At 65.0% G+C, this 25,572-nt stretch carries 25 protein-coding genes; 15 read left to right on the forward strand and 10 right to left on the reverse strand.

Annotated features, from left to right (window positions below; all coding sequences use genetic code 11):
• Window positions 1-143 precede the first annotated feature (143 nt).
• Both YU3_RS0103690 and YU3_RS0103695 read left to right on the forward strand, forming a co-directional pair.
• The gene (locus tag YU3_RS0103690) at window positions 144-992 is read left to right on the forward strand and encodes a hypothetical protein (RefSeq protein WP_156913337.1); all 849 of its coding nucleotides are present in this window, start codon (window positions 144-146) and stop codon (window positions 990-992) included.
• Between the two features lie 92 nt (window positions 993-1,084).
• Window positions 1,085-2,302, forward strand: coding sequence for a glycosyltransferase family 4 protein (locus tag YU3_RS0103695; RefSeq protein ID WP_156913338.1), 1,218 nt, complete (start codon window positions 1,085-1,087; stop codon window positions 2,300-2,302).
• A gap of 16 nt (window positions 2,303-2,318) precedes the next feature.
• On the opposite strand, the gene YU3_RS0103700 is transcribed toward YU3_RS0103695, so the two are convergent.
• Window positions 2,319-2,576, reverse strand: coding sequence for a hypothetical protein (locus YU3_RS0103700; RefSeq protein WP_027164977.1), 258 nt, complete (start codon window positions 2,574-2,576; stop codon window positions 2,319-2,321).
• Window positions 2,577-2,697: 121 nt separating this feature from the next.
• Between YU3_RS0103700 and hemF the strand changes: the two genes are divergently transcribed.
• From hemF to YU3_RS39070, 5 genes are all read left to right on the forward strand, one after another.
• Window positions 2,698-3,612, forward strand: coding sequence for an oxygen-dependent coproporphyrinogen oxidase (gene hemF, locus YU3_RS0103705; RefSeq protein WP_027164978.1), 915 nt, complete (start codon window positions 2,698-2,700; stop codon window positions 3,610-3,612).
• A 255-nt stretch (window positions 3,613-3,867) separates the two neighbouring features.
• Window positions 3,868-4,128 (forward strand): DUF1344 domain-containing protein, encoded by a 261-nt coding sequence (locus YU3_RS0103710; protein WP_027164979.1) that lies wholly within the window; start codon window positions 3,868-3,870, stop codon window positions 4,126-4,128.
• A 355-nt stretch (window positions 4,129-4,483) separates the two neighbouring features.
• Entirely contained in the window at window positions 4,484-4,669 is a 186-nt protein-coding gene (locus tag YU3_RS0103715; RefSeq protein ID WP_027164980.1) for a DUF1059 domain-containing protein, read from the forward strand.
• A gap of 281 nt (window positions 4,670-4,950) precedes the next feature.
• On the forward strand, window positions 4,951-5,529 hold the full coding sequence (locus YU3_RS0103720; protein ID WP_036257862.1) for a hypothetical protein: 579 nt from the start codon (window positions 4,951-4,953) through the stop codon (window positions 5,527-5,529).
• Window positions 5,530-5,611: 82 nt separating this feature from the next.
• On the forward strand, window positions 5,612-6,592 hold the full coding sequence (locus YU3_RS39070; RefSeq protein ID WP_084507928.1) for a S8 family serine peptidase: 981 nt from the start codon (window positions 5,612-5,614) through the stop codon (window positions 6,590-6,592).
• A gap of 34 nt (window positions 6,593-6,626) precedes the next feature.
• On the opposite strand, the gene YU3_RS0103730 is transcribed toward YU3_RS39070, so the two are convergent.
• From YU3_RS0103730 to YU3_RS0103740, 3 genes are read right to left on the reverse strand one after another with little or no spacing between them, the layout of a single operon-like run.
• Entirely contained in the window at window positions 6,627-7,895 is a 1,269-nt protein-coding gene (locus tag YU3_RS0103730; RefSeq protein WP_027164983.1) for a CCA tRNA nucleotidyltransferase, read from the reverse strand.
• Entirely contained in the window at window positions 7,892-8,524 is a 633-nt protein-coding gene (locus YU3_RS0103735; protein WP_027164984.1) for a CoA pyrophosphatase, read from the reverse strand. The genes YU3_RS0103730 and YU3_RS0103735 overlap by 4 nt, the downstream gene beginning before the upstream one ends.
• Window positions 8,524-9,168: a DUF1285 domain-containing protein gene (locus YU3_RS0103740; protein ID WP_027164985.1), complete on the reverse strand. Its 645-nt coding sequence runs from the start codon at window positions 9,166-9,168 to the stop codon at window positions 8,524-8,526. Before YU3_RS0103740 ends, YU3_RS0103735 begins: the two co-directional genes overlap by 1 nt.
• Window positions 9,169-9,322: 154 nt before the next feature.
• On the opposite strand from YU3_RS0103740, the gene YU3_RS0103745 reads away from it, so the two are divergent.
• Genes YU3_RS0103745 through YU3_RS0103760 form a run of 4 tightly spaced genes read left to right on the forward strand, consistent with a single transcriptional unit; the run spans window position 9,323 to window position 16,148 of the window.
• Complete coding sequence (locus YU3_RS0103745) at window positions 9,323-10,327, forward strand: MoxR family ATPase (RefSeq protein ID WP_027164986.1); 1,005 nt, start codon at window positions 9,323-9,325, stop codon at window positions 10,325-10,327.
• Window positions 10,327-11,241: a DUF58 domain-containing protein gene (locus YU3_RS0103750; RefSeq protein ID WP_027164987.1), complete on the forward strand. Its 915-nt coding sequence runs from the start codon at window positions 10,327-10,329 to the stop codon at window positions 11,239-11,241. Before YU3_RS0103745 ends, YU3_RS0103750 begins: the two co-directional genes overlap by 1 nt.
• Window positions 11,238-14,057: a DUF4159 domain-containing protein gene (locus YU3_RS0103755; RefSeq protein ID WP_027164988.1), complete on the forward strand. Its 2,820-nt coding sequence runs from the start codon at window positions 11,238-11,240 to the stop codon at window positions 14,055-14,057. The genes YU3_RS0103750 and YU3_RS0103755 overlap by 4 nt, the downstream gene beginning before the upstream one ends.
• A 3-nt stretch (window positions 14,058-14,060) precedes the next feature.
• A complete protein-coding gene (locus tag YU3_RS0103760) occupies window positions 14,061-16,148 on the forward strand; it encodes a membrane protein (RefSeq protein ID WP_027164989.1) in 2,088 nt (695 codons plus the stop codon).
• 166 nt (window positions 16,149-16,314) lie between these two features.
• Here YU3_RS0103760 and clpS read toward each other — a convergent pair whose 3' ends face one another.
• The 4 genes from clpS to YU3_RS0103780 form a co-directional block, all read right to left on the reverse strand.
• Window positions 16,315-16,620: an ATP-dependent Clp protease adapter ClpS gene (clpS, locus tag YU3_RS0103765; protein WP_027164990.1), complete on the reverse strand. Its 306-nt coding sequence runs from the start codon at window positions 16,618-16,620 to the stop codon at window positions 16,315-16,317.
• A 128-nt stretch (window positions 16,621-16,748) separates the two neighbouring features.
• On the reverse strand, window positions 16,749-17,093 hold the full coding sequence (locus tag YU3_RS0103770) for a hypothetical protein (protein WP_036257863.1): 345 nt from the start codon (window positions 17,091-17,093) through the stop codon (window positions 16,749-16,751).
• Window positions 17,094-17,242: 149 nt separating this feature from the next.
• Window positions 17,243-17,494 carry a hypothetical protein gene (locus tag YU3_RS0103775; protein ID WP_027164992.1) on the reverse strand — a complete coding sequence of 84 codons (252 nt, stop codon included), beginning with the start codon at window positions 17,492-17,494 and terminating at the stop codon, window positions 17,243-17,245.
• Between the two features lie 36 nt (window positions 17,495-17,530).
• Window positions 17,531-17,833 (reverse strand): hypothetical protein, encoded by a 303-nt coding sequence (locus YU3_RS0103780; protein WP_027164993.1) that lies wholly within the window; start codon window positions 17,831-17,833, stop codon window positions 17,531-17,533.
• Between the two features lie 238 nt (window positions 17,834-18,071).
• Between YU3_RS0103780 and YU3_RS0103785 the strand changes: the two genes are divergently transcribed.
• From YU3_RS0103785 to YU3_RS0103795, 3 genes are all read left to right on the forward strand, one after another.
• Window positions 18,072-18,788 carry a response regulator transcription factor gene (locus YU3_RS0103785; protein ID WP_027164994.1) on the forward strand — a complete coding sequence of 239 codons (717 nt, stop codon included), beginning with the start codon at window positions 18,072-18,074 and terminating at the stop codon, window positions 18,786-18,788.
• On the forward strand, window positions 18,785-20,194 hold the full coding sequence (locus YU3_RS0103790) for an ATP-binding protein (RefSeq protein WP_027164995.1): 1,410 nt from the start codon (window positions 18,785-18,787) through the stop codon (window positions 20,192-20,194). The genes YU3_RS0103785 and YU3_RS0103790 overlap by 4 nt, the downstream gene beginning before the upstream one ends.
• A 94-nt stretch (window positions 20,195-20,288) precedes the next feature.
• Entirely contained in the window at window positions 20,289-20,663 is a 375-nt protein-coding gene (locus tag YU3_RS0103795) for a YciI family protein (RefSeq protein ID WP_027164996.1), read from the forward strand.
• A 20-nt stretch (window positions 20,664-20,683) separates the two neighbouring features.
• Here YU3_RS0103795 and YU3_RS0103800 read toward each other — a convergent pair whose 3' ends face one another.
• Both YU3_RS0103800 and YU3_RS0103805 read right to left on the reverse strand, forming a co-directional pair.
• Window positions 20,684-22,159: a pyridoxal-dependent decarboxylase gene (locus tag YU3_RS0103800; RefSeq protein WP_027164997.1), complete on the reverse strand. Its 1,476-nt coding sequence runs from the start codon at window positions 22,157-22,159 to the stop codon at window positions 20,684-20,686.
• An 82-nt stretch (window positions 22,160-22,241) separates the two neighbouring features.
• Window positions 22,242-23,327, reverse strand: a complete 1,086-nt coding sequence (locus YU3_RS0103805; RefSeq protein WP_027164998.1) for a pyridoxal-phosphate dependent enzyme — start codon at window positions 23,325-23,327, stop codon at window positions 22,242-22,244.
• 173 nt (window positions 23,328-23,500) lie between these two features.
• On the opposite strand from YU3_RS0103805, the gene YU3_RS0103810 reads away from it, so the two are divergent.
• Window positions 23,501-25,570, forward strand: coding sequence for a BTAD domain-containing putative transcriptional regulator (locus tag YU3_RS0103810; RefSeq protein ID WP_084507907.1), 2,070 nt, complete (start codon window positions 23,501-23,503; stop codon window positions 25,568-25,570).
• Window positions 25,571-25,572 lie beyond the last annotated feature (2 nt).

Here is a 25,572-nt window from a genome sequence, read left to right on the forward strand (position 1 = left end):
ATTCTCAAAGGCCGACAGGTATCTTGCCAATCCTGCGAGCCGTCGAGATCGTCCCCAAAATAGTCATTGCCGGACAAGACCTTCGCTTGCAGGAGAATGCCCTAGACCTCAATCTTCTCCGCAACCCCGTGGATCGCAGCGGCATGAGTTGGAACGCCATCGCGTCCTTCGGTCCGAAGGCCCTGCACGGCCTGAATCTCGCCGCGCAGGATTTTGCCTCGCGCCGGCGCCCTGCTCCGGCCGGTCTCGCCGAAGCTTCGACGCATGATCTCTACCTCGCTCCCCATTGCGACGACATCTGCTTTTCGCTCGGGGCCTTCGCACTCAAGCGGCGAAAGGGCGTTCTGCTCACATTGTTCTCGAAATCGGGCTATGTGGCCCGCCCGCAGACGATCGCAGCGCTTGGCGATGAGCGCATCGCCGTGATCTCCAGCCTGCGCCAGCGCGAAGACCTCGCCTTTGCAGAGCAGGCTGGCCTGCGCCCTTGTTTCGGCGGGCTCGACGAGGCGCTGCTGCGCGGGCACGATCCGTTCGAAACCGCCAAGGCCCAGGACGACGCACGGCAGCTCGACGGCGCCGTCATCGCGGCGATCTTCGCCGCGGCAGCGGAACAGCCCAAGGACCGGCAGCCCTGGCTCTTCTGTCCGATGGCCATCGGCGGGCATATCGACCACATGGTGGTCCTCAAAGTCGTGTTGCGGCACTACAACGCCCTGCGGGCTCGCTGGCGCATCGCCTTCTACGAAGATCTGCACTATGCCTCCGCCTGGCAGGCGCGGGCGACCGGGCTTGCGAGGTTCCGTCACCTTGCCGTGGAGTTGAAGCCGCAGCGCTCGCTCTGGCCCATCGGCGCGGCGGCCGACAAACTGGCGCTCGTTGCGCTGTATCCGAGCCAGTTCGTCGAGCCGCCGGCCTCGATAAAGCCGTTCACTCCGGCGCAGCGCATCCCGGCCCCGGCGCATGAGGCGCTGTGGAGCGCCGAACAGACGTGACGCGCTCCAACTCCTCCTTGCCGCCGCTGCACCTTGCGTGGACGGCGCTGGCCAAAAGCTGGTCGGACACTAAAGACAAATGGCGCCGGCTGATGGCTCGCCTTCAGCTGAGGCCTCGCGCCGCCGTATCTCGAGAGCTGTTTTCCGCCCTGGCGCGGTCGCCGCGCGATGATGCGGACCTGCGGCCGCACTTGCTCGTCCTGGTGCCCTGGCTGCCGATCGGCGGCGCCGAAGTGCTGCTTGCCAATATCCTGGACAGCCTCAAGGCCGAATGGCGCCTCAGCATCGTCACCACCGAGCGCGGCGACCAGGCGTTGGCGCCGGCATTCGCGGCAATCACCCCCGAAATCTACCATTTGCCGAATCTGCTCAGTCGGCGGCATTGGTTCGACTTCGTCGCCGCGCTTATGGCCTCACGCGATTCCCGGGCGATCCTGTCGAGCGGATCGCGCTTCCTCTATGCCAATCTGGAGCGGATCAAGACACGCTTTCCGGCGATCCTGAGCTACGACATTGTGCACAATGATGCGCCGAAGGGGCATCTGGCGTCGGCGCTCCGTGCCAGGCTTCACATTGATCGTCTCATCGCGGTGAACGAAAGTATCGGGCGCTCGCTTACGCGTGGCGGCGCCGGTTCCGGGACGGTGGCTGTCATCCCCAACGGCGTAGATTACCAAGGCGTTTTCAATCCGCAAAGAGTTGACCACCACGCAGCCCGCGGACGCTTCGACATCGAGGATGGCGCTTTCGTCATCGGCTTCGTCGGACGGATGAGCGAGGAAAAGCGTCCGCTCGCCTTTCTGGCAGTGGCCGCGCCTATCCTCGCCGCCCATTCCCATGTCCGCCTGCTGGTGCTGGGCGACGGTCGAATGACCAAAGCGTTTCGCGCTGCTGCCCGTACCGCCGGCATCGCCGACCGCCTCCATCATTTGCCTCGCCTCGATCGGGCGGCGATGCCACAGTTTTACGCCGCCTGCAGCATCATGGTGCTGCCGTCGCGCATCGAAGGCACGCCGCTGACGATGCTTGAGGCGCTGGCAATGGGTTGCCCGGTGGCCGCCACCGATGTCGGCGACACGGCGCTCATCATCCGCGAAGGCATCAACGGCTTCATCGCTCCGGTCTCAATCCCGGAAGCGCTGACGCAGCGCGTTGCCGGGCTGGTCGGCGACGAGGCGGCCCTGGAGCGGATGCGCGCGGCCGCGCGGCAGTCGATCATCGACACCGGACGTTCGGCCGATGCGATGCTGGCCGCCTACAGGGCGTTGCTGCGGCCAACCCGGGAAGTTCCCGGGCAGCATCGAAGGTAGCTACGATCGCAGCGCCTCAATCCGCCGCCGGCAGCCGCCGCATGGTGAACTCGATGACATCGCCTGGACGTTCGAACCAGCTTTCGATCTCGGTCCAGTAGGCCTGTTTCGGGAAACGCTCGAACCACTCCTTCGCCTTGAGGCGCGCATCGGGCCGCGGCAGCACGAAGGTCTCGCGCAGGAATCCATCACGCGGCTGGTTTATGCGCTCGGCCCGCGAGCGTTCCAGCCTCTTCTTCAAGCCATCCAGCGGCGGTCTCGCCGGGGTGCGCACGAAGGAACTCCTTTGCACCTGGGTCAGACAGGACTTGACCCTTGTCCCCAAGAGATTAGGGATCGCGCGCAGAAAAAACGAGTCATTTGTCAGGCAGGCGTGCCTATGGCTGGAGACCGAATTGGAAAGACCTGACCTTCCCGTGGGCCTGCCGGCCGACATCGAGCAGAAGAAGATGAAGGCCCGCCTCTGGTTCGAGGCTTTGCGCGAACGCATCTGCGCCACCTTCGAGCAGATCGAGCAGGAACCGACCGGACCGCAAGCGTCATGGTCGCCCGGCCGTTTCGAAAAGACCCCCTGGGAGCGCGACGAAGGCCGCGGTGGCGGCGGCACCATGTCGATGATGCGCGGCCGCGTCTTCGAGAAGGTCGGCGTGCACACCTCGACCGTCCATGGTGAATTCTCGCCTGAGTTCAGGAAGCAGATTCCCGGCGCCGAGGAGAACCCGCGCTTCTGGGCAAGCGGCATCTCGCTGATTGCCCACCCCTGGAATCCCAATGTGCCGGCCGTGCATATGAATACGCGCATGGTGGTCACCACGCGCCAGTGGTTCGGTGGCGGCGCCGATCTGACGCCGGTGCTCGACCGTCGCCGCAACCAGGACGATCCGGACACGATTGCCTTCCATCGCGCCATGCAGTTCGCCTGCGAGAAGAACGCCGCGGTGGCCGACTATCCGAAATTCAAAGCCTGGTGCGACGAGTATTTCTTCCTGCCGCACCGCAATGAGCCGCGCGGCGTCGGCGGCATCTTCTTCGACTGGCTGCATTCGGAGGAGGACAAGGGCGGCTGGAACGCCGATCTCAATTTCGTCCAGGATGTCGGACGCGCTTTCCTCGTCGTCTATGCCCATCTGGTGCGCGGCAACTTCAACCAGAACTGGACCGATGGCGAGCGCGACGAGCAACTCATCCGGCGCGGCCGCTACGTCGAATTCAACTTGCTTCACGATCGCGGCACCATCTTCGGCCTGAAGACCGGCGGCAATGTCGCCTCGATCCTCTCCAGCCTGCCGCCAGAGGTAAAATGGCCGTAACAATCCGGTGAGCGCGGGCATCGCCGCATTGCTGTCCCATTCGCAGAATCTTGGCGGGCATTGTGGCAGGGATGATATCTTTTTCGTCTAATATCCTTTTGAAAAAATTGATGTATTTAACGTTTCCGGGTCGGGAAGCGCCGGCGGCAGAAGTGGAGATTGCGGTCTCCCGCGGGCCGTAACCCGACGCGACTTGACGGCCCTGATCAAGAGGGTGCCTGCCGAACGGGGCACCCGCATCCAGGAGAGCATGCTATGCGCAAGCTGATCGTGACGGCAGCAGCCGCTGCCTTTCTCGCCTCCGGTGGCGCCGCGTTCGCGGCGGTCAAGCACACCACCGGCACCGTGAAGAGCTTTGATGGAACGGCCAAGAGCCTTGTTCTGGACAACGGATCGACTTTCACGCTGTCCAAGGCCTTCAAAGATCCCGGCATTCAGGCCGGCGAGAAGGTCCGCGTGTCCTGGGACATCAGCGGCAAGAACAAAATCGCCGAGGCCGTTAAGATCATGAAGTAGCGGCGCTGAGCATGACGCCGAAAGTGTGAAGCGGTTTTCGGACAACATCGTGCTCTATCTCTTTGATTTGGAGCCGGATTCAGATTTCAGGTCGACTTGATCTGAAATCGCCCGGCTCTAGGCAGGCTCAGGCAACGCGAAAGGCGGAGCATCCTTGCTCCGCCTTTCGGTTTCATGGGTTTTGCCGCGCCGACCGCCCGTGGCTGCTCTTCATGCAACCGAAAACGGCGGCATGTGTTATTGATATCCATCCGAGCAATTCCGCGAAAACGCGCCCCTGCTTCCGACGGATTGCGTAAAAACAATGGCTGGAGCGGCCGGGCTGGGCAGCTCCAAAGCGAGGAAAGGAAAACCCATGAAGGAGTTTCAATGCGGATCGCTGGTTCCCGGCTGTGACTGGCACACGCGCGCCGACGAGGAAGCCGAGGTCATGCGCCGTGCCGTCGAGCATATGCGCGAGACGCATGGTGAGACTATCATCCGCGAGACGATGATCGAGGCGATCCGTTCGCGCATCCAGAAGGTCCGAGACGCGGCCTGACCGGGCCAGGTTGCGGACTTCGAACGTCGCAAGCCGACAGACAAAATAGTGGACGACGCTTCTGGCGCATCCCGTGCCCTGGTCGGCGATCCTTCGATCGCTGGCCAGGGCATTGTTTATGCACAATTCAGGCAAATTCTTATATTCGTAACAGCTTAGATAACCTCCCGGTAACGGTGTGCGTGCGATTGTCCGGCACATAATCCGGCCAGAGGCGGCTGCCCGAGGAGCCCTTCGCCATCAAGGCGCTGTCCGGAATGGTGGGGCGAGGTGCTTCGCGCATGCGCGAGCGGTTCAAGGTCCGGGGCGGTCTCTGCGTGGCGGCACTCCAGTTGTGCGCGTTCCTCTGCGCGCCGGCGGCAACCGCCCAGGAATGGACCACCTCGCTCGTCGATATCCATCAGGGCTCTCCGCTCAGCGACCGCGCCAGGGGCCTCGGCAACGGCGGCTATGAGTTGCAGAGCGGAAGCTGGGTGTCGTTCAACCGATGGTATCATGCGAGCTGGGTCGATATGCATGTCGACCTTCTCACCCAGATCACACCCGAGACGGGCATTCTTTGGGGACTCGGTACTGGGGAACAAGGCGAGAAATACAGCATCGCGCCTAGTCTCAAACTTGGCTTTCTCACCCAGGCCCATCTGAACCCGAACAGCAGCCTATCGCTGTCGGTTGCCTCGATCATCGGTGGCAGCCTGACCGAAAAGCCATGCGTGGCCGACTACGGTGACCTGGGAACCTACAGCGTCAATTGCCGGCTGGCGGCGGGCGAGACGGCGCCCGAGGAAACGTTGAAGTATCTGGTTAACGCCAGGCCGGAGACCATGCATCTCTGGCTGAACTACCGTCTCACTTTCTGATCGGAGGGGCTGCTAATGAAATTCATCTCGTCCCGAAGCTCGCCATCGTCCGTCCGGGCTCTTGTTTGACTGGAGTATGAACATGTCGGTTAATTCCTTGAAGTTCGGCCTAGCTGCTGCCTTGGCCATCCTTTCGGCGCCGATTGTATCGGCGCAGGAGGCTCTCAGCCCCGACGAGATGGCTGCCCTCTGCCATGGCGGCGGGTCAATCTGCGTGAGCGCAACGACCCCGGTCGCACGGACCACGCAAGCCGTGCAGAGCTGGATGAGCCTCGATGTCGGCGCCGCCTGGGCAGCCGGCTACAAGGGCAAAGGCGTCACCATCACCATCGTCGACGATTTCAGCAGCACATCGCGCTTCTCCGGCAATTTCGGCATCGGCGTGCAGACGCAACGGCACGGTGAATGGACGCGCGAGGAAGCAAGCATGATTGCTCCCTCGGCGACCATCCGCTCCAAGGATTTCTCGACGGGTTCGGCCGTCCCACTGGCCGCCGGTCGCAACGTGCTCAACCTCAGCTACGGCATGTACACCACCGCGGGCTACAGCGTGAACCAGATCGGCTGGGCTCCGGAAGAGGCGTCGATCATCTCTTATGCGACCAGGGGATCGGCCGTCGTCTCGAAGGCGGCCGGCAACGACGCCGTCGCCGTCGGCGGGGTCACGGGCGGCCAGCAAGACTATCTCGACCTCGCTCTGATCGGCAAGTCGACAGCGATCTTCGTCGGCGCGCTGTCGACGAACGGCACTACGGCTAACAAGGCTCAGCTCGCCTGGTATTCCGATTACGCCGGCTCCAACCCGCTGGTGCAGAGCCACTTCCTGGTGGTCGGCGTCGAAGGCGACAAGACCGGTCTTTACGGAACCTCATTCGCCGCGCCGATCATCTCTGGCTACGCCGCGATTATCGGCAGCAAGTTCACCAAGGCGACGCCGGTGCAGATCACCAACGACCTGTTCAACACGGCCCGCACCGACACGCTGGCCAATTACGACCCGTCCATCTACGGCAAGGGCGAGGCGAGCCTTTCTCGGGCGCTGGCTCCCGTTGCGATCAAATAACGCGACACTCCGTCGGCCAACCCGGCCAGTTCCCCTAGCTTTCCAGTGCCTGCGCGGCGCGTTCTATGAGCGCGCCGCGTTCCAACGTGAATCCCGACCCGACCCACTCCTTTTCGAGGTTCTTCAGCGTGGCGCCGAGCTTCGGCCCCGGCGGCGCGCCAAGTCCGGTCAGGTCGGCGCCTTTGATCGGAAACACCGGCTTTTCCCATTTCAGGGTGAAATTGAGCAGGCGGGAAAAGCCGCCGGCTTCCATCATCGCCTGATTGTCCTCCACGGCACGCGTCCGCGCGGCGGCGAGCGCCAGCCTGATGCGATCGAGATAGCCGTCGCGATCGCCGTAATAGAGTTTTTTGGCCAGTTCGGTCTCGGTTGCCTTCGCATCCGGGGCGACGGTCAGCGCCCAATGCCGTAGCCGATCGGCCTCTCCGTTCGAAAGTCGCAGCCGCTTGCCAAGCGTCTTCAAGCGCACGGCATCGGGGGGGACGATCGCCTCCAGTCTCAGCATCGGATCGGCGGTCCAGCCGAGATCCGTTCCAGTCCTGACCAGGCCGTGGACGGCGTCGATGCCCCACTTCTCGCTTTCCGGAAGTGCTGCGGACAGCACGCCTGCCTGGCGCATCCACAGCAGGGCGCGGGAAGGGTCCGGGGCAGACAAGAGCTTCTTGAGTTCGGACCAGACGCGTTCGGCCGAAAGCTGGGCAAGCCCGTCCTTCAGCCTGGCGCAGGCCTTTAGCCCTTCCGCGTCCGGCCGGCCGTCGCCATACCAGGCAAAGAAGCGGAAAAAGCGCAGGATGCGCAGATAATCCTCTCGGATGCGCGCTTCCGCGTCGCCGATGAAACGCAGCCGCCGCGCCTCGATATCGGCGATGCCGCCGACAAGATCGACGACCGTCCCGTCGGCTTCGGCATAGAGCGCGTTGATGGTGAAGTCGCGCCGCTCGGCGTCAAGCTTCCAGTCGCGCCCGAAGGTCACTTTCGCCCGCCTGCCGTCGGTCTCGATGTCGGCACGCAGCGTGGTGACTTCATAGGGCTTGCCACCCGTAATCACGGTGATGGTGCCGTGCTCGATGCCAGTCGGCGCCGTCTTGAAGCCGGCCGCCCCGGCGCGTCGGAGGGTCTCTTTCGGCAAGGTGGTCGTGGCGATGTCGATGTCGGCGACCGGCTGTCCGAGCAGCGTGTTGCGCACCGCGCCGCCGGCGACACGCGCTTCCTCGCCGCCCTGCTTCAGCACGGCCAGCAATTGCTGCAGGTGCTTGTCGCCCAGCCAATCGGCCCGGCCCGAGAGAGACACCTCGGCGCTCACGCATAGAGCCTTTCATAGAGGGTGCGAACGATGCCGGCGGTGACGCCCCAGATGCGCTGGCCACCATAGGGCATATCGTAGAAGAACCATTCGAGGTCGTTCCAGAAACGGCTGTCGCGCGTATGGTTGGCCGGATCCATCAGGAAACTCAGGGGCACCTCGAAGGCCGCATCGACCTCATCGGCGTTGAGCGTCAGCGAGAAGCCCGGCCGGACAATGGCAAGCACCGGCACGATGCGGTAGCCGCTGCCCGACACATAATCCGGCATGCGGCCAATGATCTCGATGTGGTCGCGATCGAGGCCGATCTCCTCGAAGGTCTCGCGCAAGGCGGCGGCTTCAGGGCCAGGATCGGTCGCATCGATGGTGCCGCCCGGGAAAGCCACCTGGCCGGAATGGCTGCGCAGCTTCTCGGCGCGCTTGGTGAGCAGCACCGTGGCGCCCTCGGCATGGTCGACCACCGGGATCAGCACCGCCGCGTCGCGCAGCGGCTTGACGTGCTTGAGCCTTGGGTGGCCGGGATTGAAGCGATGGTCGCCGAAATCGTCGCCGGGGGCGATTTCGGCCTGCGCCGCGACGCGGGCGCGAAAATCAGCGATCGAAAACGGCGCCGGCGTCACCTGGTCCATCACGCGCTCAGCCGTTTCAGTTTCTCGGCCGGCATAATCGGATAGACCTCGCCGCCCGAGCGGATGGCGAACATCGCCTTGCCGCCGATGTCGATCTCCTCGCCATGCTCGACCAGTTCATACATCACCGGCCGCGCCACCAACGCCTCCAGCCGTCCGCGCACCAGGACATACGGCTTCAGCCCGCCGGTTTCGTCTTCGTCGACGAAGCGCAACGGATGGCCGGGTCCGGCGGCGACGACATCGCCGACATTAGTGCGGAAGGTGACGACCTGGTCGTCGCCGCTTCCGGACACGTTCATTTCGACGGCGATGAAGGGCGCGTCGACGACGCGGATCCCGACCCGCTCGACCGGCGTCACAAGATAGGTCTTTCCGTCCGCATCCTTGCGCAGCACGCTGGAAAAAAGCTGTACCAGCGGCATGCGCCCGATCGGCGTGCCGAGATAGAACCAGGTGCCGTCGGCCTTGATCTCCATGTCGAGGTCGCCGCAGAAGTCGGGGTTCCAGCGCTCGACCGGCGCCGGCCCCTTGCCGGCCCGCGCGGCCCGCGAGATCAGCGCTTCCAGGCCGCGCGCCTCGGTGGCGCCGGTCAGGCTCTGTTCGCTCGGGCTTTGCTCACGATATTCGCTGCGTTCGGCCATGGTCACGAAATAGTCACTGTTGTCCCGATTGTCAGCCTTGTCGGCGCAAGTCTGTGATTTAAGTTCGAATGCAGGCGGCAGGCGAAGCCGAATCGCGGCATCCTGCGACATTGAGAATGCAGGCCGGTATTTCCAACCACAAGGATCGAACGGCATGAGCGTGATGATCAAGGAAAGCCCGATCAGCGAAAAAGCGATGATCGAGGAAGCCGAAAAGGCGCTTGCCGACATCTCCAGGGTCCGCGACGCGGTCGGCCGGGTGATCTTCGGCCAGGAAGCGGTCGTCGAGCGCACGCTCGTGGCGCTGCTGGCGGGCGGCCATGCGCTGCTGGTCGGCGTGCCGGGCCTTGCCAAGACCAAGCTGGTCGAGACGCTGGGCATCGTGCTCGGCCTTGATTCGCGCCGCGTCCAGTTCACTCCTGATCTCATGCCGTCAGATATCCTTGGCTCGGAAGTGATGGAGCAGGACGAGTTCGGCAAGCGTTCCTTCCGCTTCATTTCCGGTCCGATCTTCACGCAATTGCTGATGGCCGACGAGATCAACCGCGCCTCGCCGCGCACGCAATCGGCGCTGTTGCAGGCGATGCAGGAATATCACGTGACCATCGCCGGTGTTCGCCACGACCTGCCCTCGCCTTTCCATGTGCTGGCGACGCAGAACCCGCTGGAGCAGGAAGGCACCTATCCCCTCCCCGAGGCTCAGCTCGACCGTTTCCTGATGCAGGTCGACATCCTTTACCCGGAAATCGAGGCCGAGCGCCGCATCCTGCTTGAAACCACCGGCGTCGACGAGGCCAGGGCCGATAACATGCTGCAGCCGGCCAGATTGAGGGAAATCCAGACGCTGATCCGCCGCATGCCGGTGCCGGAAAGCGTCGTCGAGGCCATCCTCAAGCTGGTGCGATCGGCCAGGCCGGGCCAGGGCAATGCCGAGACCGACAAGCATGTCGCCTGGGGGCCGGGCCCGCGCGCCAGCCAGGCGTTGACCCTGTGCGCTCGCGCGCGCGCCCTATATGATGGCAGGTTGGCGCCCTCGGTCGACGATGTTCGCGCCTTGGCCGAACCGGTGCTGCAGCATCGCATGGCGCTGACTTTCGCCGCCCGCGCCGAAGGCACTTCGGTGCGTGACGTGGTGGCGAAACTGGCAAAAGGCATCTGATGGGTCGAATAGGCGAGGTCCAGGCACCGGTTGCGACGCGCGACGCGCTCGCCCGTGGCCGATTGCGGGCTTCACTGGTGCCGGACCTGCTGGTCGAGGCGCGCCGCATCGTCAACACGGTGATCGCGGGCTGGCACGGCCGCCGCAAGCGCGGCATCGGCGAGAATTTCTGGCAGTTCCGGCCCTATGTCGAAGGCGATTCCTCGCGCATCGATTGGCGCCGCTCGGCTAGGGACGACCATATCTATGTACGCGACCGCGAATGGGAAGCCGCGCACACCGTCTGGCTCTGGGCCGATCCATCGCCTTCCATGCTCTACAAATCGGCGGGCGCCGCCGTTTCCAAGGAATCGCGCGCGCTGGTGCTGTCGCTCGCCTTGGCGGAGCTTTTGTCGCGCAGCGGCGAGCGCATCGCCTGGCCGGGCCTGGCCGACCCGTTTACGGCCCGCAACGGCGCCGAGCGCATCGCCGCCCAGCTCAGCCATGCCGCCGCGTTGCCGGCCAAGCCCGACCTGTCTGCCATTCGACGCTTCTGCGACATCGTGCTCGTCAGCGACTTCCTCGATCCGGTCGAGGAAACCACGGCCTGGCTCGACGTGCTCGCCCGCCACGGCGTGCGCGCCCATCTGATCGAGGTGGCCGACCCGGCCGAGGAAACCTTCCCCTATGCCGGCCGCACCGAGTTCACCGATCCGGAGACCGGCGACAAGCTGACCGCCGGGCGCGCCGAGACGCTGGCCGAGGAATATCGCCTGCTTTACCGCGCCCGCCGCGAGGAACTGGCCGCCTGGTGCAAGCGTCTCGGCTGGAGCTACACCGTCAACCACACCGACCGTCTCGCCTCCGAGGCGCTGGTGGGCGTCCACTTGGCGATGACCGCCGACGGCACCAATCTTGGAAAGGCGGTCGCATGAGCTGGCTGCCGCTTTCCTTCGGAGCACCCGTGGTGCTGTGGGGCCTTCTGGCGCTGCCGGTGATCTGGTGGCTGCTGCGGCTCACCCCGCCCAGACCGCAAACGGAGGTTTTCCCGCCGCTCAGAATCCTCGCCCGGGTCCTTAGGCGCGAAGAAACCCCGCAGCAAAGCCCCTGGTGGCTGACCTTGCTTCGGTTGCTGATGGCGGCGCTAGTCGTGATGGCGCTGGCCGAGCCGGTCTTCAATCCGCGCGAGAAACTGCCGGCGGAAGGTGCCGCCTTGGCGCTTGTCATCGACAATGGCTGGGCGAGTGCCGCCGACTGGAGCAAGCGCGTCGCCACCGCCGAGCGGCTGATCGCCGATGCCGGCTCCAACGGCGTGCCAGTGGTGATCGCCTTCACCGCCGAGAAGTCCAATGCCGAGATCGGTCCTTTCGATGCTTCGGCCGCGCTCGATCACCTGCGCGCCGCCAAGCCGCGGCCGGTCCCCACGGATCGTCCAGCCGTCTACGCCCGCGTCGCCGCCGCCTTGGAGCGCCTGCCGGGCGCAAGCGTCGCGGTGCTGGCCGATGGGCTTGCCGCCAAAGGCGACGACGCCGCTTTCAAGACGCTGCTCGAAAAGAACGCGACGCGGCTGGTCTGGGCCACATCCGACCGGCCTTCGGTGACCGGCCTGATCGGCGCCGACAACCAGGTCGACGGCTTCGCGCTGACCGCCATTCGCGCGCCGGGCGATCCGGCGCCGGCGCAGGTCACCGCGGGCGCCTTCGACGACAAGGGCCGCCGCATCGCCGATGCGACGCTGACCTTCGCGCCGGGCGAAGCCACCGCCACGGCCACGATGGCGGTCCCGTTCGAGCTGCGCAACGACTTCGCCTCGATCGCGCTCGACGGCGAGCATCAGGCCGGCGCCGTGCGCGTGCTCGACGAGAGCTCGAAACGGCGGCGCGTCGGCCTTCTGTCGCAGGCCGAGGCCGACCAGGCGCAGCCGCTTCTGTCGCCGCTCTATTACATCCGCCGCGCCCTGCAGCCCTTTGCCGATCTGGTCGAGCCGTCGAGCGCCGACCTCGCCGACGCCATCCCGCAGCTTCTCGACCAGAAGCCGGCGATGATCGTCATGGCCGATGTCGGCACCATCCCGCAGCAGGTCAAGCAGCGGCTGGTCGACTGGGTCGACAAGGGCGGCACGCTGGTGCGTTTTGCCGGCCCGCGCCTTGCCGCCGCCGGCAATGACGATGACCTCCTGCCCGTCAGGCTGCGCAGCGGCGAACGCGCGCTGGGCGGTGCGCTGTCATGGACGACGCCGCAGGCGGTCACCGAATTCCCGAAGAATGGTCCGTTCGCCGATCTTTCCCCGCCCTCCGAGGTGACGGTGAGCCGGCAGGTTCTGGCCGAGCCGACGCCCGACATCGTCGAGCGCACCTGGGCCACGCTTGCCGACGGCACGCCGCTGGTGACGGGCATGAAGAAGGACAAGGGCACGCTGGTGCTCTTCCATGTCACGCCCGAGGCGACATGGTCGAACCTGCCGATCTCCGGCAGCTTCGTCGAGATGCTGAGGCGCGTCGTGCAATTGTCGCGCAACCAGGGCGCCGCGATCGCCAATGCCGAAGCCACCGCCGCGTCGCTCGCGCCCTACCGGATGATCGGCGCCGACGGCATGCTGACGCCGCCTTCGCCCGATGCGCGGCCGCTGGTGCCCGGCTCCGGCCCGCTGCCGGTGACGCTGGAAAACCCGCCCGGTCTTTACGGTTCGGAGACCGGCGTCTTCGCGCATAATCTTCTCAACGCTTCGAGCACGTTCGCGCCGCTGGCGCGCCCGCAGGTTTCGCTGCCGGTCACAGCCATTCCCTACGCCTTCGACGAATCGGAGAACCTTAAGGGTCCGCTGGTCGCCATCGCGCTGCTGTTGATGGTGCTCGACACCCTAGCCGTGTTCTGGATGGGCGGCCTGCTGACGCGCCGGCCGCGGCGTAACGCGGCGGCGGCCGCCGCAGCCGTTCTGGTCGTGCTGGGCGGTCTCGTCGGACATGCCGATCTTGCCCGCGCCGACGATTCGAAGCCCGGCGACGCGCAGGCGATCGAGGATATTTCGAAGACCCGCATGGCCTATGTGATCACCGGAGAGCCCGGCGTCGATTCGATCAGCCGCGCCGGCCTCGAAGGCCTGACGCGTTTCCTGATCGAGAAGACCGCGCTCGAGCCCGGCCCCCCGGCCGGCGTCGACATCGCCAAGGATGAGTTATCCTTCTTCCCCCTGATTTATTGGCCGATCGATGCATCGGCGCCTATGCCCAGCCAGGCGGCGATCGCCCGCATCGACGCCTACATGCAGCAGGGCGGCACGGTGCTCTTCGACACACGCGACCAGTTTTCAAACGGCATCGGCGCCGGCTCGGCAAGCCCGGCGACCGAGCGGCTGCGCGACATCCTCGGCAATCTCAACGTGCCGCCGCTGGAGCCCGTGCCGTCTGACCATGTGCTGACCAAATCCTTCTTCATCCTTCCGGAGTTCCCCGGCCGCTTCAACGGCAGCCCGCTATGGGTCGAGGCCTCGCTCGACGCCAGCAACACCGAGAACCGCCCCGTGCGCACCGGCGACGGCGTCTCGCCGATCATGATCACCGCCAATGATTTCGCCGGCGCCTGGGCGGTCGACGAGAACGGCGATCCGATGCTGCCGACCGTGCCGCCGGACCCGATGCAGCGCGTCTATGCGCTGCGCGCCGGCGTCAACATCATGATGTACATGCTGACCGGCAACTACAAATCCGACCAGGTGCATGTGCCCGTGCTGCTCGAACGGCTGGGGCAATAGGTCATGAACTGGTCGATCTCTTTCGAACCGCTCGTCTCCTGGCCGCTCTTCGGCCTGCTCTTCGTGCCGTTGCTGCTGCTGGCGCTGGTCGGCCTGTGGTTCCGCCAGCGCGGCTCGGCGCTGCGCTTCGTCGCACTGCTCGCGCTTGCCGCGGCATTGCTCAACCCTGTCTTCCTCGCCGAGGAGCGCGACGCGCTGAAGAGCGTCGTCGCCCTTGTCGTCGACCGCAGCCAGAGCCAGGAGATCGGCGACCGTACCAAGCAGACCGACGAGGCGCTGGCCGGGTTGCAGCAGCGTCTTGCCCGCTTCAAGCAGTTCGATGTCCGCGTCGTCGAGGCCGGCAAGTCCGAAGCCGCCGACGAGCGCACCGAAACCAGGCTGTTCAGCGCGCTGGAGGGTACCTTCCGCGACGTGCCGCCGTCGCGCATCGGCGGCGCGATCATGATCACCGACGGCGAGGTGCATGATGCGCCTGCCGGAACGCCGGAGTTCAACGCGCCGCTGCATGCGCTGATCACCGGCAACGAGCATGAGAAGGACCGCCGCATCCGCTTCGAGAACGCGCCGCGCTTCGGCCTCGTCGGCAAGCCGCTCGACATGACCTACCGCGTCATTTCGACGGAAGGCAATGGCGCTCCGGTGGATGTGCGCGTCTCGGTCAATGGCGAGCAGGTCTCGGTCGAGCACGCGACCGTCGGCCAGCCGATGAAACTCTCAGTCACCATCCCCAATGCCGGCCGCAACATCGTCCAGCTCGGCATCGACCGCGAGCCGGGCGAACTGACCGACGCCAACAACCGGGCGATTGCGCTGGTCGACGGCATCCGCGAGAACCTGCGCGTGCTCTTGGTTTCCGGCGAGCCGCATGCCGGCGAGCGCACCTGGCGCAACCTTTTGAAGTCGGATGCGTCGGTCGATCTCGTCCACTTCACCATTCTGCGTCCGCCGGAAAAGCAGGACGGCACGCCGATCAACGAGTTGTCGCTGATCGCCTTCCCGACGCGTGAGCTGTTCGTCGAGAAGATCAAGGATTTCGACCTGATCATCTTCGACCGCTACCAGCACCGCGACGTGCTGCCGATCCTCTATTACGACTACATCTCCGAATATGTCGAAAAGGGCGGCGCGCTGCTGATTGCCGCCGGTCCCGAATATGCGGGCGAAAACTCGATCGCGCGCACGCCGTTGAACAGCGCGCTGCCGGCAATGCCGACCGGCGAGGTGGTGGACAAGGCCTTTTATCCGCGACTGACGGATCTCGGCCAGCGTCATCCGGTGACGCGCGGGCTCGATGGCTCGGCGAGCGACCCCCCGCATTGGAGCCGCTGGTTCCGCACCATCGGCGTCAAGAATCCGGAAGGCGAAGTGGTGATGAAGGGCGCCGACGACCGCCCCCTGCTGCTGCTCGACCGCAAGGGCGAAGGCCGTGTCGGCATGCTCTTATCCGACCAGGGCTGGCTGTGGGCGCGCGGCTTCGAAGGCGGCGGCCCGCATGTGCAGCTCTACCGCCGCATCGCCCACTGGCTGATGAAGGAGCCGGAACTGGAAGAGGAACGGCTGACCGCCGACGGCCGCGGCATGATGCTTGAAATCCGCCGTCAGACGATGAGCGACGACCCTGGCCCGGCCCAGGTGATCACGCCCTCGGGCAAAACGGTGACGGTGAAGCTCGAAAAATCCGAGCCTGGTATTTTTACCGGTAGCCTGCAGACCAGTGAGATCGGCCTTTACCAGATCGGCAATGGCGACCTTACCGCGCTTGCCCATGTCGGCCCGATCAACGCGCCGGAATTCTCGGACGTGATCTCAACCGTGGATAGGCTGAAGGCGCCTGCCGAGGCGACCGGCGGCAGCGTGCGGCGGCTGGCTCCGTCATCGACGCTCGGCAATCTCGCCGGCGGCGTCACCTTGCCGTCGATCGTGCCGATCCGCTCTTCGGCGGCCGCTGCGGGCGATGACTGGATCGGTCTGCGCACCACCGACGACAGCGCGCTCAAGGCCGTATCGCGCGTGCCCCTGTTCGGCGGCTTCCTCGGCCTCGGCCTGCTGCTGCTCGCCATCGGCTCGATGTGGTATCGCGAAGGGCGGTAGACGCGGCTCTTCTCCTTCTCCCCTTGTGGGAGAAGGTGGATCGGCGCGATAGCGCCGAGACGGATGAGGGGTGTTCCAGCGGAGTGAGACGTTGGCGTTCCCTGGAACACCCCTCATCCGTCGCCTTCGGCGACACCTTCTCCCACAAGGGGAGAAGGAAAAACCCCTACTCTTCCGGCTCTGTCGTGAACAGCAGCGGATAGCCCTTGGCCTTGCCGGCATCCGTCGCCCGCGTGGCCTTGGTCTCGGCGATGTCGCGCGTAAACACCGCGACGACGCACACGCCGCGCGTATGCGCCGTGATCATCACGCGGTGCGCCTGATCCTCGCTCAGTTTGAATTCGCCTTTGAGCACGGTCACCACGAACTCGCGCGGCGTGAAATCGTCGTTGACCAGAATGACCTTGTAGAGCTTCGGACGCTCGGTCTTCGGCTGCGTCTTGACGCGGGGTTTGATAACGGTTTCGGGCATCGTATCCAGTAGCGAGCAACTGGGTTCTCGCTCTCACTTTGTCACGCGGGAAAACACACGTCCAACCCTCCGCGCGGCTGGCGACGGATTGGACGATCGACCTTATGTGGGGAAGCGCCGCCGGCGGGTCAACGGCCCTGGCGTCCGACCGGACGGCGCATCGCGGTTCCCGGTTTGCCCGGGATGGAGCCGCCATCGATGCCCGAGCCGCGTTCCATGAACGCAAAGAATATCCAGCCGGCAAAGCCGATCAGCGTTATGCCGGTCAGCACGATCAGGACCCAGGATTGCGCCGGGGTGATATAGTCGAAACTCGATGAGATCGCCGGCGCGAAGAGCTCGGGCTCGGTCCGGCCGCTGGCGGGATCCGGAACAGGGCTTGCGGTAAAAATGATCAACGATCGCGCCGCCGCGGTGGCGATCACGCCACCGATGGTCAGCGAGCGCATCAGGGACGAAAACCGCTTCTTCATGCGGATTGTCCTACAGCACCGGCATTGCGATCGGGTTAAGGGCTGCAACAGGCGCGGCGGAAGCTGCCGGCTGGGAGGCTTCTGTCACGCGTAAGCCGCTCCGGCCGAAATGGCTGGAGCGGCTTTGCAAGATGATGCCGAAACCTGGATCAGGTCTTCGGAGCGTCCTTCTTGTCGGTCTTCTTGACGACCTTCTTCGTGGCAGCCTTCTTGTGCTTCTTGACGGTCTTCTTGGCGACTTTCTTCACCGGCTTCGCGGTGCTGTCGGCCGGAACAGCCGTGGTGGTCGCGGTCGAAGCAGCCGGGGCAGCGGTCGTCGTGGCGGCGGCGTTGCCGAGAGCCGGCATCGCGAAAGCGAGAGCAACACCGAGGCCGAGGGCGGAGAGGATGGACTTCTTCATGGCTTCATTTCCTTTTCTTGCAGGTCTGGATGAGCGTCACTGAGCGGGATCGACCGGTGTCACTCCAAGCAGCTTCAAAGCATTTGCGAGCATCCGGATTCCCTGTGCCTGCTTCTTGTTGGCGCAGAACCGGATTCCCTTTCTTTGCAGTGCTTTCGCCGCGGTGACCTGCGTTGCCGCGGCATGGGTTTCGAGGGCTTCGTCAACTTGACGGCTCAGATTAGTGCAGCGCTCGCTCCGGGTGAGCGGCGCGACCTTTGCGGTGGAGGCGCCGGCCGCTGCCGTGACGAGCGATATGCTGAGCAAAGCACCCGTCACGCTGATCCAGAACCTCTGCATTGGTCTTGTCCGTAACTCCGGAAACTCGCGTCGCAGCCGATGACCTGACCGCCACGGCATCAGTTATGCCCTTGAAACTTTTCACCAGTTTTTCCCGACTGTAGAATTTTGTTTCTGGATTGTTTCTGGGGGATCGGGTTCGCGTGACGATCGCGGCCACTGGCCAACATGTGGCCCGAATTCTATCGTGTGGGTGGATCGGCAAAGGGATGCCAGGCAACAGGATCATAGGTTTCGAGTGAAATCAGACGCACACATACTGATCGTCGACGACGACAAGGGCATACGTGACCTGCTGCAGGAGTTCTTCCAGAAGCGCGGGCTGCGCACGACGGTGGCCGGCGACGGCACCGAGATGGAAGCGGTCCTGCGCCGCACGCCGGTGGACCTGATAATTCTCGACGTAATGCTGCCCGGCAGAAGCGGACTCGAGCTTTGCCGCGAGATCCGCGCCAACTACGCCACGCCGATCATCATGCTGACCGCGGTCACCGAAACGACCGACCGCGTGGTGGGCCTCGAAATGGGCGCCGACGACTATGTCCCCAAGCCCTTCGATCCACGCGAGCTTCTGGCCCGCATCCGCGCCGTGCTGCGACGCAACGGCAGCGCCGAGCCGCGTCGCCCCACAGCCAGGCAGATCTACCGCTTTGCCGGCTGGACCATGGATTTCGCGCGGCGCCGCCTGACTGCGCCCGACGATGTCCGGGTGGAACTGACGATGGCGGAGTTCAACCTGCTGCAGACCTTCGTCAAGAGCGCGCAACGCGTGCTTACCCGCGAGCAGCTGATCGAGCTTTCCGGCGGCGACTCCGGCTACAGCTTCGACCGCAGCGTCGACATTCTGGTCAGCCGCCTGCGCCGCAAGATGGAAGACGATCCGAAGACGCCGAAACTGATCCTGACCGTACGCAGCGGCGGCTACCAGTTCCTGCCCGAGACGACGTCCGAATGAGACGCTTCCTGCCGCAGACCCTGCCTGTCTGGGTGCTGCTCATCGTCATTGCCGGCCTCATGATCAGCCAGGTCGCGACGCTCTACATCGTCGCGCGTGACCGCGCCGCCGCCAACAGCGTGGTCGATCTCTACCGGTTGAACGACCGCGCCTATTCGCTCGTGCAACTGATGCATGACGCCGCGCCCGAAGAGCGCAAGGCGACCGCGTCCGGTTTGTTCAACTCGACCTATGCGCTGACGGTTTCGGACACGCCCGCCGTTACCTCTTCGATCGCCAGCGACGACCAGCTGGCCGAGTTGGAGGACATCCTGGTCGGCCGCCTGTCGAAGTTCGGCGTCACCGACGCGCGCGTGCGACGCGATCCGGCCACCCAGGAGGCCGATGTCCCGGACGGCCAGGCGGTGAACAGGGATGTCGGCCAGGTCGAGCGCGACCTGTTGGTTCTGGCAGCCGATTTTGCCCAGAGCGACAAGCTGACCGCGTCGCTGCGCTTCGCGGACGGACAGTGGCTGAATTTCACCGAGCCGATCACGCCGCCGGGGCCGATTCTGAGCCTCGACAGCCTGCCGCTCTACTCGCTGATTGCCGGGCTGGTCGTCGTCATGTCGATCTGGTCGCTGCGCCGGCTGACCGCGCCTTACCGGATGATGGAAACGGCGGTCAAGCGCATCGGCAACGACTTGAAGAGCCCGCCGATCGCCGAAAGCGGCAGCCGCGAGATCCGCGCCGCGGCAAAGGCGATCAACGCCATGCAGATGCGGCTGCGCGATTATGTCGAGGACCGCGAGCACCTTGCGGCCGCGCTGGCGCACGATCTGCGCACGCCGCTGACCAGGATGCGCCTGCGCCTCGAACTTCTACGCAGGTCGCCGGCGCGCGAGGCGCTTGCGCACGACCTCGCCGACATCGAAAGCATCGCCAGCTCGGTCATCGACTTCGCCAAATTCGAGGTGACCGAGGAAAAGGCCGAGCGGATCGATTTCTGGTCGCTGGTGGAATCGGTCGCGGACTCCTTCGACGGCGCGTCCTTCGACGAAGACGCGGTCCCTTCGCGCGGCCTGATCTGCGTTGCGCGGCCGGTGGCGCTGCGCCGCTGTGTCACCAATCTCATCCAGAACGCGGTGACCTACGGCAAGAAGGCGCATCTCGGCGTGCGGCGATCGGGCGACACGATCACGCTTTCGATCCGCGACGAGGGCCCGGGCATCCCGCAGGCGAAACTGGACGCGGTGTTCGGCTCCTTCGTGCGACTGGAGGAATCGCGCAACCGCACGACCGGCGGCCTCGGCCTCGGCCTCACCATCGCCCGCAACATTGCCCGCGGCGCCGGCGGCGAGGTCGATCTTTCCAATTACCCCGGCGGCGGCCTGCTCACCGAACTGCGGCTGCCCGTGGCAAGTTGAGTCAGCAGGCGGCTGCCTGATCTCACTACGCTACTGGATCGGCCGGCTCTTCCTTGTGATAGTGCCGCCCGTCTCGGCATGAGGAAACCACACCATGTTCTACGCTGTCCTTGCCTATCACGTCGAAGAGGCCGTCCAGTCCTGGACGCCCGATGAGGATGCCGCGTTGATGAAAGACCTGCTCGAGGTCAACGACAGGCTGACGCGCGCGGGCAAGCTCGGGCCGGCGGCCAGGCTCGGCGCGACGGCCGATGCCGTGACGCTGCGCGGTCCGGGCGACGGCATGGTCATCGACGGTCCCTTCGCCGAGACCAAGGAACAGTTGCTCGGCCTTTATGTCCTCGACTGCGCGAACCAGGACGAGGCGATCGCGGCGGCGCGCGACTTGAAGCGCGTCAATCCCAGCGCCGTCTACGAGATCCGGCCGATCATGCTCTATCTGCCAGGCGCCGCGCTGCAGGCTGATTGAAGGTACACTTAGCCCGCGTTTCACATAGATGTCGCGGCAGCCTCCCGTCCCAGCCGAAGCATCTCGCGCACCAGCAGGTCGAGATCGTCGCGTCGGGTTCGGTGATTGGCGATCGCCACCCTCAGGCAATGCCGGCCTTGCACCGTGGTGTCGGAAAGCGCCGCGATGCCATCCTCCTGCAGCCTGAGCATGATCTCCGTGTTGAACGCCTTAAGACGCTCCTCGGATGCGCCGTCCAGCCGGTGGCGGAAGCTGACGATGTTGATGGTGGTTGGGGCCATCAGCTCAAGCGCCGGCTCCGCCTCGATCAGCCGGGTCAGGTAATGGGCCTGGGCGATGTTCTGGTCGATCAGCCGGCCGAACTTCTCGACGCCGTGCTCCTTCAGCGCCATCCAGATCTTCAGCGCCCGGAAGCCGCGTGACGTCTGCAGTCCGTAATCGTGCAGCCACTCTCCGGACGCCAGGCCGCGCGGCGCTGATTCCAGATATTCCGGCGTGACGGCAAACGTGTTGCGGTGCGAGGATGCGTCCCGCACCAGCGCGCAACCGGCTTCGAATGGCGCGTGCAGCCATTTGTGCGGATCGAGCGCGATCGAATCCGCCTGCTCGATGCCTGCAACGAGCGATCGGTTTTCGGGGGCGATCGCGATCAGCGCGCCGATGCAGCCATCGACATGGAACCAGAGGTCTTCTTCGGCCGCCACTCTTGCCAGTGCCTGAAGATCGTCGACGGCGCCGGTGTTGACGGTGCCGGCAGTGCCGATCACGCAGGCCGGCTTGAACCCCGCCTCGCGATCCTCCGCGATTGCCGCCTGGAGCGCGGCGATATCGATGCACAATCCGGCGTCGGTAGGAATCCGCCGCAACGCCCGATTGCCGAGGCCCAGCACCTCCATGCCCTTGCGATGGCAGGAATGGACCTGGTCCGAGGCATAGTAGCGCAGCGGCTTGGCGATGGCGCCGACGCCACGCTCGCGCACGTCGACGCCGGCCTTGACGTTACGCGCCACGGTCAGCCCGATGATGTTGGCCATCGAACCGCCGCTGACCAGCGTGCCGCTGGCCGAGGCCGGGAAGCCGACCATTTCCTTGCACCAGTTGACGACCTGGCTGTCCATCAAGCCGGCGGCATGGTTGCCGCCGCCGAGATTGGAGCCCTGGATCGCCGCCAGGAAATCGCCGAGCGCACCGGTGAAATTGCTGGACCCCATGTACCAGGACCAGAAACGCGGATGGATGTTGCCCATCGGGTAAGGCATGACGTTGCTGGCGACGTCCTCATAGACGTCAGCCGCCGGCGCCGGCGATCGCGGCAATGGTGCGCTGAAGAATGACCGCACCTCGGCGGGCATCTCGCGCCAGACCGGGCGGTCGCGCACATCCTTGAGATAGGATATGGCGTCGTCGACTATCCGGTGCGAGAGCGCTCCGACCTCGGCCCAATTCGGCGGATCGAGCGTTTCGTCCGCGGCCGTCGCTTCCTGAAGTGTATCCATCCGGTCTCTCCGCCGACGCATGGCCGCCCCACGCGCAAAAAGAGCGACGCAGCCATGCCAGGCGGCGTCGCGGTTCTTCTCGTCAAGCTTCGAACTGACAGCTCGGCGTCGAGCGCGACAGCGCCGTTTCCCCGGCGTCCATGTCGGCCTCGATACCGTCGAAGAGCGGCGTCGACATGTAGCGCTCGCCCGTGTCGGGCAGCATGCACAGGATCACCGACCCGGCGGGAGCCTTGCCGGCGATCTGGCGGGCGACGGCGAAGGTGGCGCCGCCGGAGATGCCGGTGAAGATGCCTTCCTGCTGCGCCAGCGCCTTGGCCCATTTGATGCCTTCCGGACCGGGGATCGGCACCACCTCGTCATAGTAGCGCTGGTCGATCGCCTCCTGCAGCACGTTGGGGATGAAGTCCGGCGTCCAGCCCTGGATCGGGTGCGGCTCGAAAGCCGGATGGCTGGCGGCCGGCGCGCCGCCGGCGCCGCGCTCCTGTGCCTTGCCGCTGCCGATCAATTGGGCGTTGGCCGGCTCGGCCAGTACGATCTTGACCTCCGGCCGCTCGCGACGCAGCACGCGGCCGACGCCCACAACCGTGCCCCCCGTGCCGTAGCCGGTGACCAGCACATCGAGCCTCGAACCGGCGAAATCGTTGATGATCTCGCGGCCTGTGGTCGCCTCATGAATGGCGGCATTGGCCTCGGTCTCGAACTGGCGGGCCAGGAACCAGCCATTGGCTTCGGCAAGCTCGACCGCCTTCATGTACATGCCGAAACCCTTCTGCGCGCGCGGCGTCAGCACCACCTTGGCGCCAAGCATGCGCATCAGCTTGCGGCGCTCGACGGAGAAGCTGTCGGCCATCGTCACCACCAGCGGGTAACCTTTCTGCGCGCAGACCATGGCAAGGCCGATGCCGGTATTGCCGCTCGTCGCCTCGACCACCGTCTGGCCGGGCTTCAATTTGCCGCTGCGCTCGCCTTCCTCGATGATGTTGAGCGCCAGCCGGTCCTTCACCGACGCAGCCGGATTGAAGAATTCGGCCTTCACATAGATCGTCGCATGGCCCGGGCCGAGATTGTTGATGCGGATGACGGGCGTGTCGCCGACCGTGTCGAGAATGCTGTCGAACAGCCGGCCGCGCCCGGCGGTGGTTCTGATCTTCAACTGATGCAACATGGCTTTGCTCCTTGACGTGCTCACACGCCGGTTACAGGCCGGCGGCTTGGGCGGCGCTGTTTCGACACTTTGCCGCGATAGGTGTTGCGTGACCTGCCGCAAATGCGGCAACGGCGGCGTTCCGACATGGAATGGGGCTGCCGGCTGCCTCCTGTCGTCTTTGGTGATAGAATATGGACCAACTGGCCAGCGTTGGAGAAAGCGTGGAAACATACGTGGAATCCACCCGATCGTGCCGGAACGACACCGCCGGCGTACTCTCCGTGCGTTTGCTCGGGAAACTGACGATCGTGCGCGACGGCACATCTGTTAAGTTGCCTTCCTCGCGCAAGCTGCGCGCCCTGCTGGCCTATCTGGCGCTCGCGCCGCACCCGGTCGGCCGCAGCCGCCTGTGCGAGCTTTTGTGGGATGTGCCCAACGATCCGCGCGGCGAGCTTCGCTGGTGCCTGAGCAAGCTTCGCAGCGCGCTTGACGGCCCGGATCTGCGTCGGGTCGTCACCGACAGCGACACGGTGGCGCTCCGCTTTGCCGACATGAGCGTCGACGCCGTGGAGGCCGCGGCCGCAGTGGCGGAAGGCATCGACAGCCTGGGTATCGAGCAGTTGCGGGCACTTTCAGAGCTTTTCGCCGGCGACTTCCTCGACGGGCTGGAACTCGACCGCAGCCCGGTTTTCAGCAATTGGCTGACAGCGCAGCGCCGCCGTTTCTCGTCATGTCACGTCGCCGTTCTGGAGCACATTATCGGCCTCCTCCCGCCGGAGGCCGAGGAGGCCGCCGCCTACATCGACAAATGGCTGGAGCTCGCGCCCTTCGACGGGCGGGCGCATGTGGCGCTGCTGGAAAATCTCGCGCGGCGCGGACAGATTGGCGCCGGCGAGGAACATCTTGCCGCCGCGGCCGAGCTGTTTCACGCAGAGGAGCTGGATTTCGCTCCGCTGCGCGAGGCATGGCACGAGATACGAGCCCGCAACACCGCAACGCCATGTGCCCGATCCGGGTCGGCTTTCCCGGCCGCGCAACCGCCAATCGCGGCGATCGAATCCGAACCAGCGGCAACGCGCCGGGCTTCGCTTGCGGTGATGCCGTTTGTGGAGAACGCAAGTGCCGGCGGTCCCCGCGGCGGGCTGGCCGACGGCCTCACGCACGACATCATCACGCGGCTTGCCAAGCTCCGTGACTTCTTCGTCATCGCCCGCGGCTCGGTCTTTGCGTTGGCTGAGAAGAACATCGCGCCGGAGGACGCTGGGCGCAGGCTGAATGTCGACTATGTGGCGACAGGCTCGGTCCGCAGCCTCCTGGGCCGCGTTGTCGTCTCGGTCGAGCTCATCGAGGTGCGCACGGCCAGGATCGTCTGGACCGAGACCTTCGAGCACAAGCCCGACGAGATCTTCGTGGTCATCGAGGATATCGGCAACAACATTGTCTCATCCATCGCTGCCGAGATCACGACGGTCGAGCGCAACCGCGCCATGCTGAAGGCGCCCAATTCGCTGAGCGCCTGGGAGGCCTATCATCGCGGTCTCTGGCATATGTACCGCTTCACGCGCCAGGAGAATGAACTAGCACAGCACTTCTTCAACGAAGCGTTGAAGCTCGATCCTACCTTCGCCCGCGCCTATGCCGGCCTTTCCTTCACTCATTGGCAAAGCGCCTTCCAGCGTTGGGGCGACCGCGACCGCGAGACCGCGCTCGCCTTTGAAAGCGCCGGCCAGAGCCTGCTTGTCGACGACCGCAACCCGGCCGCCCACTGGGCGATGGGACGCGCGCTATGGCTGCGCGGCGAACAGGACGGCTCGCTGCTGGAGCTGACGAGCGCCGTCGACCTCAGCCCTAATTTCGCGCTCGGTCACTACGCCCTGTCCTTCGTCCATTCGCAGTCGGGCGACCCGCAATCGGCGATCGGTTCGTCCGATCATTCGCGCCATCTGAGCCCCTTCGATCCGCTGCTGTTCGGCATGATGGGCGCGCGCGCCATGGCGCATGCCCGCCTCGGCGAATTCGAAGCGGCCGCCGAATGGGCGCTTAAGGCCGCAGCACGCCCAAATGCCCATGTCATCATCCTGGCGATCGCCGCACACTGCCTCGCGCTGGCCGGCCGGCCGGATGAGGCGCGAAGCTTCGCCGCCGCGATCCGCAACACGTTGCCGAACTATCGCGCCGACGATTTCATCGCCACGTTCCGCTTCGACCGGGATGGCGAGGCGCTGTTCCGGAACGGCGCAAAGCTGATTGGGCTGAATTAAGT

Source organism: Mesorhizobium sp. WSM3224 (assembly GCF_000427725.1).
GTDB lineage: Bacteria > Pseudomonadota > Alphaproteobacteria > Rhizobiales > Rhizobiaceae > Mesorhizobium.

What these genes read in the sequence shown, in the direction of transcription:
- YU3_RS0103690 (WP_156913337.1), top strand. Translation starts at nt 144, where the DNA reads ATGAGTTGGAACGCCATCGCGTCCTTCGGTCCGAAGGCCCTGCACGGC.
- YU3_RS0103695 (WP_156913338.1), top strand. Translation starts at nt 1,085, where the DNA reads ATGGCTCGCCTTCAGCTGAGGCCTCGCGCCGCCGTATCTCGAGAGCTG.
- YU3_RS0103710 (WP_027164979.1), top strand. Translation starts at nt 3,868, where the DNA reads ATGCGCAAGCTGATCGTGACGGCAGCAGCCGCTGCCTTTCTCGCCTCC.
- YU3_RS0103715 (WP_027164980.1), top strand. Translation starts at nt 4,484, where the DNA reads ATGAAGGAGTTTCAATGCGGATCGCTGGTTCCCGGCTGTGACTGGCAC.
- YU3_RS0103720 (WP_036257862.1), top strand. Translation starts at nt 4,951, where the DNA reads ATGCGCGAGCGGTTCAAGGTCCGGGGCGGTCTCTGCGTGGCGGCACTC.
- YU3_RS39070 (WP_084507928.1), top strand. Translation starts at nt 5,612, where the DNA reads ATGTCGGTTAATTCCTTGAAGTTCGGCCTAGCTGCTGCCTTGGCCATC.
- YU3_RS0103735 (WP_027164984.1), bottom strand. Translation starts at nt 8,524, where the DNA reads ATGGACCAGGTGACGCCGGCGCCGTTTTCGATCGCTGATTTTCGCGCC.
- YU3_RS0103740 (WP_027164985.1), bottom strand. Translation starts at nt 9,168, where the DNA reads ATGGCCGAACGCAGCGAATATCGTGAGCAAAGCCCGAGCGAACAGAGC.
- YU3_RS0103745 (WP_027164986.1), top strand. Translation starts at nt 9,323, where the DNA reads ATGAGCGTGATGATCAAGGAAAGCCCGATCAGCGAAAAAGCGATGATC.
- YU3_RS0103750 (WP_027164987.1), top strand. Translation starts at nt 10,327, where the DNA reads ATGGGTCGAATAGGCGAGGTCCAGGCACCGGTTGCGACGCGCGACGCG.
- YU3_RS0103755 (WP_027164988.1), top strand. Translation starts at nt 11,238, where the DNA reads ATGAGCTGGCTGCCGCTTTCCTTCGGAGCACCCGTGGTGCTGTGGGGC.
- YU3_RS0103760 (WP_027164989.1), top strand. Translation starts at nt 14,061, where the DNA reads ATGAACTGGTCGATCTCTTTCGAACCGCTCGTCTCCTGGCCGCTCTTC.
- clpS (WP_027164990.1), bottom strand. Translation starts at nt 16,620, where the DNA reads ATGCCCGAAACCGTTATCAAACCCCGCGTCAAGACGCAGCCGAAGACC.
- YU3_RS0103770 (WP_036257863.1), bottom strand. Translation starts at nt 17,093, where the DNA reads ATGAAGAAGCGGTTTTCGTCCCTGATGCGCTCGCTGACCATCGGTGGC.
- YU3_RS0103775 (WP_027164992.1), bottom strand. Translation starts at nt 17,494, where the DNA reads ATGAAGAAGTCCATCCTCTCCGCCCTCGGCCTCGGTGTTGCTCTCGCT.
- YU3_RS0103780 (WP_027164993.1), bottom strand. Translation starts at nt 17,833, where the DNA reads ATGCAGAGGTTCTGGATCAGCGTGACGGGTGCTTTGCTCAGCATATCG.
- YU3_RS0103790 (WP_027164995.1), top strand. Translation starts at nt 18,785, where the DNA reads ATGAGACGCTTCCTGCCGCAGACCCTGCCTGTCTGGGTGCTGCTCATC.
- YU3_RS0103795 (WP_027164996.1), top strand. Translation starts at nt 20,289, where the DNA reads ATGTTCTACGCTGTCCTTGCCTATCACGTCGAAGAGGCCGTCCAGTCC.
- YU3_RS0103800 (WP_027164997.1), bottom strand. Translation starts at nt 22,159, where the DNA reads ATGGATACACTTCAGGAAGCGACGGCCGCGGACGAAACGCTCGATCCG.
- YU3_RS0103805 (WP_027164998.1), bottom strand. Translation starts at nt 23,327, where the DNA reads ATGTTGCATCAGTTGAAGATCAGAACCACCGCCGGGCGCGGCCGGCTG.
- YU3_RS0103810 (WP_084507907.1), top strand. Translation starts at nt 23,501, where the DNA reads ATGGACCAACTGGCCAGCGTTGGAGAAAGCGTGGAAACATACGTGGAA.